Origin of the sequence: Streptomyces sp. SBT349, assembly GCF_001083795.1 — a bacterium.
In the GTDB taxonomy this organism is placed as follows: domain Bacteria; phylum Actinomycetota; class Actinomycetes; order Streptomycetales; family Streptomycetaceae; genus Streptomyces.
This window is the reverse complement of the sequence record NZ_LAVK01000166.1, coordinates 1-15,926: the sequence shown is the minus strand read 5'-3', so window position 1 is coordinate 15,926 and position 15,926 is coordinate 1. Positions and strand designations below refer to the sequence as shown.

The 15,926-nt window shown below is 75.1% G+C and carries 8 protein-coding genes; 3 read left to right on the top strand and 5 right to left on the bottom strand.

Annotated features, from left to right (window positions below):
- Both ADY01_RS20380 and idi read left to right on the top strand, forming a co-directional pair.
- A partial coding sequence (locus ADY01_RS20380) for an NAD-dependent epimerase/dehydratase family protein (RefSeq protein WP_049575494.1) occupies positions 1 to 623 on the top strand: 623 nt, incomplete at its 5' end.
- Between the two features lie 81 nt (positions 624 to 704).
- Positions 705 to 1,274, top strand: a complete 570-nt coding sequence (gene idi / locus ADY01_RS20375; RefSeq protein WP_049575490.1) for an isopentenyl-diphosphate Delta-isomerase — start codon at positions 705 to 707, stop codon at positions 1,272 to 1,274.
- A 67-nt stretch (positions 1,275 to 1,341) separates the two neighbouring features.
- Here idi and ADY01_RS20370 read toward each other — a convergent pair whose 3' ends face one another.
- Positions 1,342 to 1,815: an ATP-binding protein gene (locus ADY01_RS20370; RefSeq protein ID WP_049575487.1), complete on the bottom strand. Its 474-nt coding sequence runs from the start codon at positions 1,813 to 1,815 to the stop codon at positions 1,342 to 1,344.
- Positions 1,816 to 2,359: 544 nt separating this feature from the next.
- Between ADY01_RS20370 and ADY01_RS20365 the strand changes: the two genes are divergently transcribed.
- Complete coding sequence (locus ADY01_RS20365) at positions 2,360 to 4,129, top strand: ABC transporter ATP-binding protein (RefSeq protein ID WP_049575484.1); 1,770 nt, start codon at positions 2,360 to 2,362, stop codon at positions 4,127 to 4,129.
- A 58-nt stretch (positions 4,130 to 4,187) separates the two neighbouring features.
- Here ADY01_RS20365 and ADY01_RS20360 read toward each other — a convergent pair whose 3' ends face one another.
- From ADY01_RS20360 to ADY01_RS41330, 4 genes are all read right to left on the bottom strand, one after another.
- The gene (locus tag ADY01_RS20360) at positions 4,188 to 5,795 is read right to left on the bottom strand and encodes an ABC-F family ATP-binding cassette domain-containing protein (RefSeq protein ID WP_049575482.1); all 1,608 of its coding nucleotides are present in this window, start codon (positions 5,793 to 5,795) and stop codon (positions 4,188 to 4,190) included.
- A gap of 306 nt (positions 5,796 to 6,101) precedes the next feature.
- Positions 6,102 to 7,106: an acyl-ACP desaturase gene (locus ADY01_RS20355; RefSeq protein ID WP_107081771.1), complete on the bottom strand. Its 1,005-nt coding sequence runs from the start codon at positions 7,104 to 7,106 to the stop codon at positions 6,102 to 6,104.
- A gap of 152 nt (positions 7,107 to 7,258) precedes the next feature.
- On the bottom strand, positions 7,259 to 9,706 hold the full coding sequence (locus ADY01_RS20350; protein ID WP_049575500.1) for a Tex family protein: 2,448 nt from the start codon (positions 9,704 to 9,706) through the stop codon (positions 7,259 to 7,261).
- 94 nt (positions 9,707 to 9,800) lie between these two features.
- Positions 9,801 to 15,839, bottom strand: a complete 6,039-nt coding sequence (locus ADY01_RS41330) for an SDR family NAD(P)-dependent oxidoreductase (RefSeq protein WP_053171026.1) — start codon at positions 15,837 to 15,839, stop codon at positions 9,801 to 9,803.
- Positions 15,840 to 15,926 lie beyond the last annotated feature (87 nt).

The window sequence follows — 15,926 nt, the reverse complement described above, 5'->3', positions numbered from 1 at the left end:
GGGCGGAGGGCGGCGAGGCGGGTCTGGCGACCGAGGGCACCGCGTGCCGGCCGGTCTCCCCCTACGGCGAGACCAAGCTCGCGGGCGAGTGGCTGGTCAGGGCGGCCGGGCGGGCACACGGCATCGCCACGGTCTGCCTGCGGTACTTCAACGTCGCCGGGGCCGCCCGCCCGGAGCTGGCGGACACCGGGGCGGCCAACGTGATCCCGATGTTCTTCGAACGCCTCGCCCGCGGCGAGCGCCCGGAGATCTTCGGCGACGACTACCCCACGCCCGACGGCACCTGCGTGCGCGACTACGTGCATGTCTCCGACCTGGCCCACGCGCACCTGGTGGCCGCCCGGTATGTCACGGAGCGCGCCCGTCAGGCCGCCCCCGGCGACCTGACGGTCAACGTGGGCACCGGCAGGGGCGCTTCGGTGCGGGAGGTCGCGGAGCTGGTCGGTGAGATGAGCGGCCACCCGGAGCTGACCCCCCGCGTCGCCCCCCGCCGCCCCGGCGACCCGGCGCGGGTGGTGGCCGCGGTGGGGCTGGCGCGCGAGCGCCTGGGCTTCACCGCGGAACGGGATCTGCGCTCCATGGTCTCCTCGGCCTGGGAGGGCTGGCGCCTGCTCCACCCGTGAGGGAGGCCGCCCGGCGGGCCGTGCGGCAGACTGGTCCGAGCGCACGCCAGGGACCCGAGAGATTGCCAGGGAAAGGTGGACATGCCCCACACCACAGCCGTCGCGGCGGACCAGGTCATGCTGGAGCTCGTGGACGAGGAGGGCAGAACGACCGGCACGGCGGAGAAGCTGTCCGCCCACCGCGCGCCGGGGCGGCTGCACCGGGCGTTCTCGGTGTTCCTCTTCGACACCTCGGGACGGCTGCTGCTCCAGCGGCGGGCGCTCACCAAGTACCACTCGGCGGGCGTCTGGTCGAACACCTGCTGCGGGCACCCCTTCCCCGGGGAGCCGCCGTTCCTGGCGGCCACGCGGCGCACGGCCGAGGAGCTCGGCGTCGCGCCCTCGCTGCTGAGCGAGGCGGGCACCGTCCGTTACAACCACCCGGACCCCGAGTCGGGACTGGTCGAGCAGGAGTACAACCACCTCTTCGCCGGGGTGGTCACCCAGCCGCCGCGGCCCGATCCGGCGGAGGTCATGGAGACGGCCTTCGTCACCCCCGAGGACCTCGACCGGCTGCGCGCGAGGGGGACGTTCTCGGCCTGGTTCCCCACGGTGCTGGACGCGGCGCGCCCCGCGATCGGGGAGCTGACGGGAGAGGCCGCGGGCTGGTGACCCCGGGCGGGGGACCGGCCCCGCGGGACACGCCGCCATGTCCATCGAGCCTCACCCCGTCCTCGCGTCAGTGCCGGTCGAGGGGCAGTTCCGCCCAGACCACCTTGCCGCCCGCGGCCGTGGGCTCCACGCCGCAGTCGCCGCCCGCGCCCAGCGCCGTGGCCTGCACCAGCAGCAGCCCCCGGCCGCCGGTGCGCTGTCCCTCGGGGTTCGGATGCAGGGCTCTGGGCCGGTAGGGGTGGCCGTCCTCGACCGAGATCCGCAGCCGGTGGGCGTCCAGGGCCACCTCGACTCCCACCTCGGGGGTGAGGAGGGCCGCGTGCCGGACGGCGTTGGTCACCAGCTCCGAGACGATCAGCAGGGCGCCGTCCAGGCCGTCACGGGAGAGCGGCGCTCCGCGCCGGGTGATGAGGTCGCGCACGGCGTGCCGCATCTGCGGCACCGACACGTCGACGGGCGGCACGGTGAACCGCCAGACCCCGGCGTGGCCCGACGCCTGGTCCACCGCGGGGGACGGCAGGGCGCCTGATCGACTGTTCATGGTCTCCGGCTCCAGTCCTTCCGGTCGTGCTGGCTTCGCCTCAGTCCGAGTGTTGGCATGTGCCACGGCGGCATGACCCAGTGCGCGCAACTCGCCATATATGAGGCGTACCCCGATCAACTCGTTTCATTTCAGATCGATTCGCGACCAGTCCTTTCGCCGTTCGGGGCCGCGTACGCGGTCGGCCGCCAGGGGCGCGCGGTGGCCCCTCCGAGCGCCGTCGGGTCGGCACATCACTCGACCGGACGGGCGCACCGTTGCGAAGGCGCGGCGGCCCGCCGCCACGGCGTGAGCGCCGGTGTGTGCTCTTCATGCGGCGCGAAGATAAGCAAGATGAGAAATCGCACCGCCAAGGAGCGACCTCTCCGGTCTTTTCGGCGCACAGGGCGCCACCCGTGACTACTATCACTATGTATATGAATTACCTCGAACCACAGTCAAAAGGGGCAGACCCCTTCCCTATCGACATTTCGGAGAGTGTTCGAGGCATATCAGGGGCAAGGTCCTTCCGACCGAATCCCCTGGACGTTGGAGTGCAGCTGTCATGGCTCTTCCGCAAGGTCCCCTGGAGCACCGCTACCGGGGGGAGCATCCGGTGCGGACCCTCGCGTATCTCTTCCGTGGTGACCGGTTCCTGCTCCTGATCGCCTTCTTCGCGTTCGTCGTCAAGCACAGCCCGGTCTGGCTGCTTCCCCTCGTGACGGCGAACATCATCGATGTCGTCGTCGAGCAGCGGCCCATTTCGGAGCTCGGCGCCAACACCATCGTGCTGGTGGTCGTCCTGATGCTGAACTACCCGACCCATCTCCTGTACGTCCGCTGCATGCACGGCAGCATCCGGCGCACCGGCACCGCGCTGCGCTCGGCGCTCTGCCGCCGCATGCAGGAGCTCTCCATCGGCTACCACTCCCGCGTGAGCGCCAGTGCCTTGCAGACGAAGGTGATCCGGGACGTGGAGAACATCGAGACCTCGGTCCAGCAGAGCGCCGACACCGGCCTGGCCGCGCTCATCTCGCTGGTCGGCGGCCTGATGGTCATCGCGGTGCGCGTCCCCTCGGCGCTGCCCGCGTTCATCCTGGTGGTCCCCGCGGCGGCGCTCCTGATCCGCAGGCTGCGCGGCAGGCTGCGCAGCCACAACGAGGCGTTCCGCCGGCAGGTGGAGCAGCTCTCCTCCCGCGTCGGCGAGATGACCAGCCTGATCCCGGTGACCCGCGCGCACGGCCTGGAACGGGCCGCCCTGGGCCGCGTGGACGGCACGCTGCGCCAGGTGCTGAGCGCAGGCATACGGCTCGACCTGCTCAACGGCCACTTCGGCGCGCTCGCCTGGATCCTGCTCAACGTGATCGGCATCGGGTTCCTGGCCGGGGCCGCGCTGATCTCGTACTACGCCTGGCTGCCGATCACCGCGGGGGACGTGGTGATGCTCAGCACCTTCTTCACCTCGCTGACCAGCTCCCTGACGATGATGATGGGGCTGGCTCCCATCATCACCAAGGGTCTCGAGTCGGTCCGCTCCGCCGGTGAGGTGCTCCAGGCCCCCGACCTGGAGGTCAACGCGGGCAAGACGGAGGTCACGGCTGTCAAGGGCCGCATCGACTTCGAGGGGGTCCACTTCTCCTACGACGGCGACGGATCCGCCGCCGCGGTCAGCGACTTCAGCCTGTCGGTGCCGCCCGGCGAGACGGTCGCCCTGGTGGGGGCCTCGGGCGCGGGGAAGTCCACCATCCTCAACCTGCTGATCGGCTTCATCCGCCCGGGGCGGGGGCGGATCCTGCTGGACAACGCGGACATGGGCGGCCTCGACCTGCGCAGCTACCGCCGTTTCCTGTCGGTGGTGCCGCAGGAGTCGGTGCTCTTCGAGGGCACGATCGGCGAGAACGTCGGCTACGGCATGGCGGAGATCGACGCCCAGGCCGTGCGCGACGCCCTGCGCGACGCCAACGCGCTGGAGTTCGTGGAGCGGCTGCCCAAGGGTCTGGACACGATCGTGGGCGAACGCGGCGCCCGGCTCTCCGGCGGCCAGCGCCAGCGGATCGCCATCGCCAGGGCGCTGATCCGCGACCCGCGGATCCTGGTGCTCGACGAGGCCACCTCGGCGCTCGACACCCGCTCCGAGGCGCTGGTGCAGGAGGCGATGGACCGGCTGATGCGCGGCAGGACCGTGTTCGTCGTCGCCCACCGCCTCTCCACGGTGCGCGGCGCCGACCGCATCGTGGTGCTCGAACACGGGCGGATCTCCGAGATCGGCAGCCACGCCGAACTGCTGCGGCGCGGTGGCGCCTACGCCCGCCTCCAGGCGACCCAGATGAGCTGAGGGGTGGCGCGGACGGCCCCGGGGCGCCCACCGCGGTCCGCGGTGGGCGCCCCGGGCCTCACGGCGGATCCGTCTCGGTCAGCTCGCCGTCCAAGCGAAGCCACCGGTCGACGCCCAGGCCCCGCAGGAACGGCACGTCGTGGCTGGCGACCAGCAGCGCGCCGCGGTAGGACTCCAGCGCCGTGGTGAGCTGGCGGACGGAGGCGAGGTCGAGGTTGTTCGTCGGCTCGTCCAGCATGAGCAGCTGAGGTGCGGGATCGGCGAGCATCAGCGCGGCCAGCGAGGCGCGGAAGCGCTCCCCGCCGGAGAGGGTCCCCACTCGCTGGTCGGGCCGGTCCTTCCGGAAGAGGAACCGGGCGAGCTGGGCCCGGACGCGCTGGACGTCGGTGCCCGGCGCCAGCCGCCTGACGTTCTCCATGACGGACAGCGACTCGTCCAGGATGTCCAGGCGCTGGGGCAGGTAGCGCAGCGGCACGTGCGCCGACACCTCGCCCGCCACCGGCGGCAGTTCGCCCGCCACGGTGTCCAGCAGCGTGGACTTGCCCGCCCCGTTCCGGCCCACCAGCGCGATCCGCTCCGGCCCCTGGACCTCCAGCTGCGCCCGGGAGCCGTAACGGATCTCCAGGCCGTCCAGGGTGAGCACCCGGCGGCGCGGTGGAACGGCGGTGTGCGGCAGGTCCACGCGGATCTCGTCGTCGTCCCTGACGGCCCCCTCCGCCTCGCTGAGCCGCCCCCTGGCATCGGCCAGCCGCTCCTCGTGCAGGATGCGGTACGTGCCCGCCGACACCTGGGCGGCCCGCTTGCGCGCCCGCATGACGGCGCGCGGCTCGCGCTTGTTCTCGTACGCCTTGTTCGCGACGCGGGTGCGGCCCGCGAGCTTGTCGTGCGCCTCGATCAGCTCCCGCTTCTGCCGCTTCACGTCGGCCTCGGCCACGCGGACCATGCGCTCGGCGGCCTCCTGCTCCACCTCCACGGCGCGCTCGTACTCCGAGAGCGTGCCGCCGAACCACCGCACCGCGCCCTCGCGCAGATCGGCGATGTGGTCGACACGCTCCAGCAGTTCCCGGTCGTGGCTGACCACGACCAGCACGCCCTGCCAGGCGTCGACGGCCGCGTACAGCCGCGCTCTGGCGTCGATGTCCAGGTTGTTGGTCGGCTCGTCGAGCAGGAGCACCTCGGGGCGGCGCAGCAGCAGAGCGGCCAGGCGCAGCAGCACCGTCTCGCCGCCCGAGACCTGCCCGACCGTGCGGTCGAGGCCGATGTGGTGCAGGCCGAGCCGGTCGAGCGTGGCGCGGGTGCGCTCCTCGATGTCCCAGTCCTCGCCGACCGCCGCGAAGTGCGCCTCGTCCCCGTCGCCCGCCTCGATGGCGTGCAGCGCGGCGCGCGTGCCGTCGATGCCGAGCACCTGGTCCACGCGCAGGGCGGTGTCGAGCGTGAGGTTCTGTGACAGGTGGCCGACCTCGCCGGTGACGTGGACGGTGCCGGAGACGGGGGCGAACTCTCCCGCGATCAGCCGCAGCAGCGTCGACTTGCCGCTCCCGTTGAGGCCGATGAGGCCGGTGCGTCCGGGCCCCACGGCGAGGTCGAAGCCGTCGAAGAGGGGGGTGCCGTCCGGCCACGAGAAGGCCAGACGGCTACAGACGATGTGGGTGGTGGCGGCGGGCATCTGGGCCTCCGGTGCGTGCGCGAAGCGGATGTCTGCGACACGTGGGGACACCGGGGCCCGGGAAGGGCCGGCGATCCGGAGAAGACGGGCGGGAGGGCCGTCCACGTCCGAGGTCGGCGCGAGACGCGGCTGACGCGCGGCTCAGCTCGGGGCTGACCGGCGCGGCCGACGGGCTCACGGTGTCCGGACCTCAGAAGTTCAACGGGGCTCCCAGGGGAGGCAACAGGGCCAGGTCCGAGGGTAGACGGGTCTCCCGGCCCCGGGCAACCGAGCTTCTTCCCGCCCGTCGGGGCGGGCGGCCCGTGCTCAGCCGGCGCTGTGCGCCTTGCGGGCATCGGCGCGGGCCTTGCGGGCGGCCAGGCGCTCGTCCATCAGCCGCGCCTCGGCGTCGAGGCCGGACATGAACGTCCCGAGCTCCTCCTGGGCCTGCTGTCCCTCGGGGCCGAGGCCGCTCAGCTCCAGGGTCTTCAGGAAACGGAGCACGGGCTGGAGCACGTCGTCGTGGTGGATGCGCAGGTTGTAGATGCCGCCGATGGCCATCCGGGCCGCGGCCCGCTCGAAGCCGGGTATGCCGTGGCCCGGCATCCGGAAGCCGACCACGACGTCCCGCACGGCGCGCATCGTCTGGTCGGGGGCGAGCTCGAAGGCGGCGCGCAGAAGATTGCGATAGAAAACCATATGGAGGTTCTCGTCGGTGGCGATGCGGGCGAGCATGCGATCGCACAGCGGATCGCCCGACTGCCGGCCGGTGTTGCGGTGCGAGATGCGGGTGGCGAGCTCCTGGAAGGCCACATAGGCCACCGAGTGCAGCATCGAGTGCGCGTTGTCGGACTCGAAGCCCTCCGACATGTGCGCCATGCGGAACTTCTCCAGCTCCACCGGGTCGACCGCGCGCGTGGTCAGCAGGTAGTCCCGCATGACGATGCCGTGGCGGCCCTCCTCGGCGGTCCAGCGGTGCACCCAGGTCCCCCAGGCGCCGTCGCGGCCGAAGATCGAGGCTATCTCGTGGTGGTAGCTCGGCAGGTTGTCCTCGGTCAGCAGGTTCACCACCAGCGCGGTCCTGCCGATGTCGGTGACCTTGGACTGTTCAAGGGCCCATGGCTCGCCCCCCAGCGGCCCGTCGAAGTCCCGCCCCTCGCTCCACGGGACGTACTCGTGCGGCATCCAGTCGCGGGCGACGGACAGATGACGGTTCAGCTCACGCTCGACCACCTCCTCCAGGGCGAGAATCAGGCGGGTGTCACTCCACTCGCCCTGCCTGGCTACGGGGACGGCGTCGATGGTCACGGGGGCTCCTGCCGGTGGGTTCATATGCGAAGTACCTACGTTGCCGTAGGTTACGGCACCGTAAGTTATTACCCGCCGGTCTGGCAATACGCCTAGGCCCCCTTCGCATGAGCGAAGGCCCGGACCAGTCGCACGAGGTCCGGGCCTTCGACGGGGCGGCGAGGTGAGCGGGGCGGCTACCGCTTTCCGCGCTCGGAGTTGAGCAGTCCGGCGCGGCGCAGGGCGTCCGCCATCGCGCTGTTCGCCGGTGGGGCGTCACGCCGGGTGCCGCCGCTACCGCCGCCCCGGCCGCCCTCGCCGCGCTGGCCTCCGCTCCGGCCACCGCCCTCGCCGCGCTGGGCGCCGCGCCGGTCGCGCTGGCGCGGCGCTCCGCCGCCACCGCCCCGGCCGCCGCCGCGCTCCTCGCGCTCCCCCCGGCCCCGGCCGCCGCCGGATCCCGGCTCCTCGTCCAGCCGCAGCGTCAGGGAGATCCGCTTGCGGGGCACGTCCACGTCGAGGACCTTGACCTTGACGATGTCGCCCGGCTTGACGATCTCGCGCGGGTCGGAGACGAACTTCTTGGACATCGCCGAGACATGGACCAGGCCGTCCTGGTGGACGCCGACGTCCACGAACGCCCCGAACGCGGCCACATTGGAGACGACGCCCTCCAGCACCATCCCCGGCGCCAGGTCGCCGATCTTCTCGACGCCCTCCATGAAGCGGGCGGTCCTGAACCCGGGCCGCGGGTCGCGGCCCGGCTTCTCCAGCTCCCTGAGGATGTCGGTGACGGTCGGCAGGCCGAACGTCTCGTCCACGAAGTCGGCCGGCGACAGGGTCCGCAGGGCCGAGGCGTTCCCGATGAGGGCGGGCACGTCGGCGCCGGAGGAGGCGGCGATGCGCCGCACCACCGGGTACGCCTCGGGATGCACGGCCGAGGCGTCCAGGGGATCGCTCCCCCTGACCCGCAGGAAGCCGGCGCACTGCTCGAACGCCTTGGGGCCCAGGCGCGCCACCTGCTTGAGTGAACTCCGGTCGGGGAACGGGCCGTTGGCATCGCGGTGGGTCACGATGTTCTCGGCGAGGGTGGCGCCGATGCCGGAGACGCGGGCCAGCAGCGGCGTCGACGCGGTGTTGACGTCGACGCCCACGCCGTTCACGCAGTCCTCGACCACGGCGTCCAGGGAGCGGGAGAGCTTCACCTCGGACAGGTCGTGCTGGTACTGGCCGACGCCGATGGACTTGGGGTCGATCTTCACCAGCTCGGCCAGCGGGTCCTGGAGGCGGCGGGCGATGGAGACCGCGCCGCGCAGCGACACGTCGAGCCCGGGGAGCTCCTGCCCGGCGAAGGCCGAGGCCGAGTACACCGAGGCGCCCGCCTCGGAGACGACCATCCGCGTCACCTTCCGGTCGGGCAGCAGCGCCACCACCTCGCCCGCCAGCTTGTCGGTCTCCCGCGACGCCGTCCCGTTCCCGATGGCGATCAGCTCGACGCCGTGCTCGACGACCAGGGCGGCGAGCGTCTTGAGCGCCTCCTCCCAGCGCCGCGCCGGGGCGTGCGGGTAGATCGTGTCCGTCGCCGCGACCTTGCCGGTGGAGTCGACGACGGCGACCTTCACGCCGGTGCGCAGGCCCGGGTCGAGTCCCATGGTGGGGCGGGTGCCCGCGGGCGCGGCGAGCAGGAGGTCCCGCAGGTTCGCCGCGAAGACGTCCACGGCCTGGTCCTCGGCGTTGGTCCGCAGCCGGGTGCGCAGGTCGATGCCGAGGTGGACGAGGATCCTGGTGCGCCAGGCCCACCGGACGGTCTCGGCGAGCCAGGCGTCGGCGGGGCGACCGCGGTCGGTGATGCCGAAGCGGTGCGCGACGGCCCGCTCGAACGAGGAGCGCCCGCCGTCGTCCGGCGCCTGCTCGGGCTCCAGGGTGAGGTCGAGGATCTCCTCCTTCTCGCCGCGGAACATCGCCAGCACGCGGTGCGAGGGCAGCTCGGCGAAGCCCTCGGCGAAGTCGAAGTAGTCGGCGAACTTGGCGCCCGCCGTCTCCTTGCCCTCGCGGACCCTGGCCACCAGGCGGCCCCTGGTCCACATCCGCTCGCGCAGCTCGCCCAGCAGGTCGGCGTCCTCGCCGAAGCGCTCGGTGAGGATGGCGCGGGCGCCGGCGAGCGCCGCGTCGGCGTCGGGGACGCCCTTGTCGGCGTCGATGAACGCCGCGGCGGCGGCCTCCGGGGCCACCCCCGGGTCGCCGAGCAGGCCGTCGGCCAGCGGCTCAAGTCCCGCCTCGCGGGCGATCTGCGCCTTGGTGCGCCGCTTCGGCTTGTACGGCAGGTAGATGTCCTCCAGGCGCGCCTTGGTCTCGGCGGCCCGGATCGTGGCCTCCAGGGCGGCGTCCAGCTTGCCCTGTCCCCGGACCGAATCGAGGACCGCCTCCCGCCGCTCCTCGAGCTCCCGCAGATACCGCAACCGCTCCTCCAGGGCGCGGAGCTGCGCGTCGTCGAGCGTGCCGGTCACCTCCTTGCGGTAGCGGGCGATGAACGGAACGGTGGAGCCGCCGTCGAGCAGCCCCACGGCCGCCCGCACCTGACCCTCCCGTACGCCCAGCTCCTCGGCGATCCGGACCTCGATGGACCGGCCTGCGACGGACTCTGTCACGATCAACGCTCCGCTTCCCCGGCGCGCTCTGCGCCGCGGTTGCATTCTGGCAGGAGCCACCGACAACCGGGCCCTCAGGCGCGCGCGGAGCCGGTCAGCCCGGCCCGTCGGTGCGCGTGGCCAGGGCGGCGTCCCGCACGTCGGGCCAGGGGTGGCGGCGCAGGTAGCCCAGCAGCTCCCGCCAGGGGTCGGCCCATCCGGTGCGCGCGCCGCCCGCCTCGGTCAGCCGGACGGCGAACAGCCCGGTGGCCAGCTCCCCGTCGGCGGCGGTGAGGGCGGCGGCCAGCAGGACGTCCTGGAGGCCCGCCAGACCCGCGGCGGCCAGCCGGGTGGCCAGCGCGTCGGCGGTGCGGCCCGCCAGGGCGGGGCGGTGTTCGTGGAGGCGGGCCAGCCGGGTGAGTTCGTGGACGAGGGCGGGCGCCTCGGCGTCCAGGTCCACGGCGGCGGCCAGGAGCTGGGTGGCCTCGCGGGCGTAGTCGGCATGCTGGGCGAGGAGTTCGCCGATCTCGGCGGCGAACGCGCGGGTGTTCTCGCCCTCGTGGAGCGCGCCGAGCGGCAGGAGGGACACCACCGCCTGGACCCGGCGCCGCCCCGGCAGGTCCTGGTCGGTCTCGGCCTCCGGGGTGGAGAACCTGGCGTCCGCGGTGGCCAGATGGGTCACGGCGGCGCCGAAGGCGGCCCGCGCCCTCGGGTCGGTGCGGGTCAGGAAGGCGAGCGCGTACAGGGCCGCCTCCCAGGTGCCGGGCGGCTCCGCCAGCGCGGTGACGGCGCGGGCGAGCACCTGGGGGGCCTCGTCGGTCCAGGGTCCCCAGGGCGCGAGCGCGAGGAGCGCGGAGCGCGCCACCGCGCGGTCCTCCGCGGCGCACAGGCCGGTGACCAGGCGGGCGTAGCGGCCCCGGTGGCGGGGGGCGAGCTGGTCGGGGCGGACGCGCAGGACGGCGAGGGCGCAGGCGGGGCCCTCGGCCGTCGCCGCCTCCAGCAGGTCCCTGATCCGCGGGTCGTCGAGCAGCCCGGGGGCGAACGCGGCGCAGGCGGCCCGCACATCGGGGTGCTGGTCCGGCAGCGCGAACGCGTCGGAGAGCAGCGCCGCCGCCTCCGGCGCGGGCAGCCGGGTGGCGGCTATCCGCACGGCCGTCTTGCGGCTGGTCACCTTGGCGCGGGCGGCGCCCCGTTCCGGCAGCAGCAGGGCGCGCAGCTCGCGGGCGAGCCGGGCGGGCGGCGTGTGCCGGGCGACGCGGGAGAGGGCGGGCAGAACGGTGGCGGCGAGGTCGTCGCCGGTGTGGGCGCCGAGGCGGGTCCGCAGCTCGACGGAGGCCAGCGAGTCGAACCCGGCCTGCGGGAAGGGCTGTTCGGCCTCCACGGCGTCGGGCCCCTGGTGGCCGAGGACCACGGCGGCGTGGGTGCGCACCAGGGCGGTCAGCGCCCCGGCGCGCTCTCCCGGCGGCAGCGCGAGCAGCCGCGCGCGATCGCCGCCCGGCCCCTCCCCCGCGTCCGCGCGGGACGCGGACGCGCCCCCGGACGCGGCGCGGGCGGTGCGGCGGGCTCCCGTGCGTCCGAGTCCCGCGAGCAGTTCGGGCAGCGGGGCGTCGGCGGGCGCGGGGGCCAGGGCGGTGGCGGCGACGAGCGTGTCGTCCCGTTCCAGCGCGGCGTCGAAGACGGCCAGGGCCTGCGCGGTGGTGAGGGGGGCGAGGCCCTGGCGGGCGATGCGCGCGCGGTCGGCGGCGGTGAGCTTGCCGGTCAGCCCGCTGGTCTCCTCCCACAGCCCCCACGCGATGGAGGTCGCGGGCAGCCCCTCGGCGCGCCGCTGGTGGGCGAGCGCGTCGAGGAAGGCGTTGGCGGCGGCGTAGTTGGCCTGCCCCGCGGTGCCGAGCAGCCCGGCCATGGAGGAGTAGAGGACGAAGGCGTGCAGGCCGGTGGCGCGGGTGAGGTCGTGGAGGTGGAGCGCCGCCTGCGCCTTGGCCCGCAGCACGGTGCGCAGCCGCCGGGGCGTGAGCTCGGCGAGGAGCGCGTCGTCCAAGACGCCCGCCGTGTGGATCACGGCGGTCAGCGGGTGCCCGGCCGGGATCCCGGCCAGCAGGGCCCCGAGCGCCGCGCGGTCGGCGGCGTCGCGGGCGTCGAGGGTCACCGTGGCGCCGAGGGCGCTCAGCTCGTCGGCCAGCGCGCGTGCCCCGGGGGCCCGTTCGCCTCGGCGGCTGGTGAGCAGCAGATGGCGGACCCCGTGGGCGGTGACCAGGTGGCGGGCGAGGAGGGCGCCCAGGGTGCCGGTGCCGCCGGTGATCAGGACGGTGCCCTCGGGGTCCAGGGGGGTGGGCTGGGTGAGGACGAGCTTGCCGGTGCCGCGGCCCTGGCTCAGGTGGCGCAGGGCGCCGCGGGCGTGGCGGATGTCCCAGACGGTGACGGGCAGCGGCGTCAGGGTGCCCTTCTCGAACAGGGGGACGAGGGCGTCGAGGACGCGGCCCAGCTCGGCCGGGGGGAGGGTGCGCAGGTCGAACGCCGCATACCGGCGGCCCGGATGCGCGGCCTCCACCTCGGCGGGGTCGCGCACATCGGTCCTGCCCATCTCCAGGTAGAGGCCGCCGGGCCGGACCAGCCGCAGCGAGGCGTCCACGAACGCGCCCGTCAGGCTGCCGAGTACCAGGTCGAAGCCGGTCCCCCCGGTGGCGCGCAGCAGCGTGTCCTCGAAGTCGAGGGTGCGGGAGGAGGCGATGCGCTCGGGCGGGATGCCGAGGGCGGCCACCGTGGCGTGCTTGGCCGGGCCCGCGGTGGCGTGGATCTCGGCGCCGAGCGCGGTGGCCAGCTGGACGGCGGCCATGCCGACGCCGCCCGCCGCCGAGTGGATGAGGACCTTGTCCCCCGCCCGCACCCCGGCCAGGTCGACCAGGGCGTGGTGGGCGGTGACGAAGACGGTCGGCACCCCGGCGGCCTGCTCGTCGCTCCAGTGCGCGGGAACGGGCAGGGTGGTGGCCTGGTCGGCGACGGCCACGGGGCCGTAACCGCCCGCCCCGGAGCGCTGGTCGAGGAGCGCGGCGACGCGGTCGCCGGGGCGCAGGCCGACGACGTCGGCCCCGGTCTCGGTCACGGTGCCGGCGACCTCGTAGCCGATGGGGTGCATCGGGACCAGGCCGAGGCAGACGACCGCGTCGCGGAAGTTCATGCCGGTGGCGCGCACGCGGATGCGGACCTGATGCGGGTCGAGGGGCGCGGCCGACGCGGCGGCGGCGACGGGGGCGACGTCCTCCAGGGTGCCGCTGGGCGAGGCGGCCAGGTGCCAGGGCGTGCCGTCGCCGGGCAGCGCGACGCCGTCCCCGCCGGGGCCGGTGGCCAGGCGCGGGGCGTGCGCGGTGGCGCCGCGCAGCGCCAGCTGGGAACGGCCGGAGGCGAGGGCCGCGGCCAACGGCGCCGGGTCGCGGGCCGCACGGTCGCCGGGCCCGCCGTCGAGGTCGATCAGCTGGATGCGGCCGGGGTGCTCGCTCTGCGCGGAACGGACGAGCCCGGCGCAGGCGGCCCCGGCCGCGTCCCCCACCACCTCGCCGAAACGGGTGCTCTGGGCGCGGCCGGTGAGGACCGTCAGCCGCGCTCCCTCCAGCGGGCGGTGCGCCAGGAACGCCTGGACGTCGGCCAGCAGCGCGGACAGCCTGCTCTGGAGGGAGCGCAGCACGGCCCCCGGGGTGGCGGGGGCCGCGAAGTCCGGGCCGCGGCAGTCGAGGAGGACGGCCTCCGGCGCTGGCTGCCCCGCGGCCAGCGCGCGGAACAGGGCGGCCAGGGTGGGGTGGTGCCAGGTGCCGGGCAGGTCGCCGCGGCGGGTGACGGCGGCCGTCGCCGGGGGGCCGCCGCGTTCGCCGCCGGAGAGCGTGACGGGGTGCCAGACCGGGCGCAGCGCCAGGTGGTCGGCGCGGGCGAGGGCGGAGCGCAGCGCCCGGGGCGCGGCGGTCCTGAGCAGCAGGCCGTCGACGACCGCGACGGGACGGCCGGTTGTGTCGGTGGCCTCGGCGCGGAAACGGCCCGCGCCGGTGGGGGTGAGCGTGGCGCGCAGGGCGGTGGCGCCCTCGGCGGACACCCGCACCGACCCGATGGCGTAGGGCAGCAGCATGCCGTCGTCGGGGTGGGCCCGCAGCAGGCCGTGCAGGGCGGCGTCCAGGAGCGCGGGGTGGATGGAGTAGGCCCCGGCCTCCGCGCGTTGGGCGTCGGCGAGGCGCACGTCCGCGTACAGGGTGTCGCCGTCGCGCCAGAGCGCGGTCATGGCCCGGAACGCGGGGCCGTAGCCGTAGCCGCGCCGGTCGAGCTCCCGGTAGCAGTCCTCCACCGGCACGGGAGTGGCGCCGGGCGGCGGCCAGGGCGCGCGGGGGTCGGCGTGGTGGGCGTGGTCGGCGCCCTCGGCGTGGTCGGCGCCCTCGGCTGCGGCCTCCGCCGCCCCGGCCTCCGTGGTGACGGCCTCGGCGTGGCACGTCCACGCCGTGGTGCCGCCCGGCCGGGCGTGGAGGGTCAGGGGCCGCCGCCCGGCGGGGTCGGGAGGGCCGCAGCGCACCTGGATGTCGCACGCCTCGCCGTCCAGCGGGAGCGGGGCGTTGAGCACCACGTCCTCGATGTCCGCGCACCGTGCCGGGGCCGCGCCCCGCACCAGCAGCTCGATCACGGCGGTGGCGGGCAGCAACGCCGTTCCGAACACCGCGTGGTCGGCCAGCCAGGGCTGGTCGGCCAGGGAGAGCCTGCCGGTGGAGAGCCAGGATCCGTCGGGCAGGTCGACCGCCGCGGCGAGCATGGGGTGGCCCGCCGCCTGGAGTCCGGCCGCGGCGAGGTCGGGCCCGGTCCTCGCGGCGGGCAGCCAGTGCCGCGCGCGCTGGAAGCGGTAGGTGGGCAGGTCCACCTCGCGCGCTCCCGGGTGGAGGCGGCCGAAGTTCACGGCGCAGCCGCCGACATGGGCCTCGGCGCAGGCGGCGGCGAAGGCGTCGGAGCCGCCCTGGTCGCGGCGGAGGGTGGCGCTGACCCCGGCCTCGATCCCCGCCGCGGCGGCGATGTCGGCGAGCGCGCCGGTGAGCACGGGGTGCGGGGAGACCTCGATGAACTGGCGGTGCCCGGCGTCCAGGGCGGCGTGCACGGCCGCGGCGAAGTGGACGGTGTGGCGCAGGTTGCGGTACCAGTGGGCGCCGTCCAGGGAGGCGGGGTCGATCGGCCCGCCGGTGGTGGAGGAGATCACCGGGATCGTGGCGGGGCGCGTTCTCACCTCGCCGAGCTCGGCGAGGACCGGGGCGCGCAGGGCCTCCATGTGCGGGCTGTGGGAGGCGTAGGCGACGGGCAGCGGCCTGGCGTGGACGCGCTGGGCCGCGCAGTGGGCCAGCAGCGCGTCGGCGGCGGCGGCGTCCCCGGCGACGACGGTGGCGGCCGGGCCGTTGACCACCGCGATCTCCAGGCGCCCCGCCCAGGGGGCCAGGAGCGCGGCGGCGCGTTCGGCCGACACCGCGAGGGAGACCATGGCCCCCCGGGTCGTGATCCGGCCCAGGGCCCGGCCGCGCAGCGCCACCACGCGGGCCGCCTCCTCCAGCGAGAGCGCCCCGGCGATGTGGGCGGCGGCGATCTCGCCCTGGCTGTGACCGATGACCGCGGCGGGCCGGACGCCGTGGTCGCGCCAGAGCGCGGCGAGCGCCACGTACATCGTGAACAGCACCGGCTGGACCACCTCGGTGGAGTCCGCCTCGGGCGCGTCCGGGGCGCCGCGCACCGCGGCCACCACGTCGAAGCCGGTCCAGGGGCGCAGCGCCTGGGCACAGCGCTCCACGGCGGTGGCGAACGCGGGCGACTCCGCCATCAGCCGGGCGCCCATCCCGGCCCACTGGGAGCCCTGGCCGGGGATGACGAAGACCGGTCCCGCGCCGCCGCGGGCGACGCCGGTCGCGACCCGGGGCGAGGGCCGGCCGGCGGCGAACGCGTCGAGTCCATCGAGCAGTTCGCCGAGGTCGCCGCCGGTGACGGCGGCGCGCCGGTCGAGGGCGGTGCGGGTGACCGCCAGCGACCAGCCGATGTCGGCGGGGTCCGGGTCGCGGCCGGGGCCCCGGCCCAGGTGGGAGCGGACGTGCCGCGCCAGCTCGGCGGCCTGGGCGCGGAGCGCCCCGGGGGAGGCGGCGGAGAGCGGCCACACATACGGTCCCGGCGCCGCCCGCCGCCGCCCGGCGGCCTGGTCCCCGGTGGCCGGGGCTCCGGCGGGTCCTGGGGCACGGCGGGGTGC

Bases quoted from the DNA above. Each gene is read 5' to 3' on its own strand.
- idi (WP_049575490.1), top strand. From the start codon at position 705: ATGCCCCACACCACAGCCGTCGCGGCGGACCAGGTCATGCTGGAGCTC.
- ADY01_RS20355 (WP_107081771.1), bottom strand. From the start codon at position 7,106: ATGAACCCACCGGCAGGAGCCCCCGTGACCATCGACGCCGTCCCCGTA.
- ADY01_RS20370 (WP_049575487.1), bottom strand. From the start codon at position 1,815: ATGAACAGTCGATCAGGCGCCCTGCCGTCCCCCGCGGTGGACCAGGCG.
- ADY01_RS20360 (WP_049575482.1), bottom strand. From the start codon at position 5,795: ATGCCCGCCGCCACCACCCACATCGTCTGTAGCCGTCTGGCCTTCTCG.
- ADY01_RS20365 (WP_049575484.1), top strand. From the start codon at position 2,360: ATGGCTCTTCCGCAAGGTCCCCTGGAGCACCGCTACCGGGGGGAGCAT.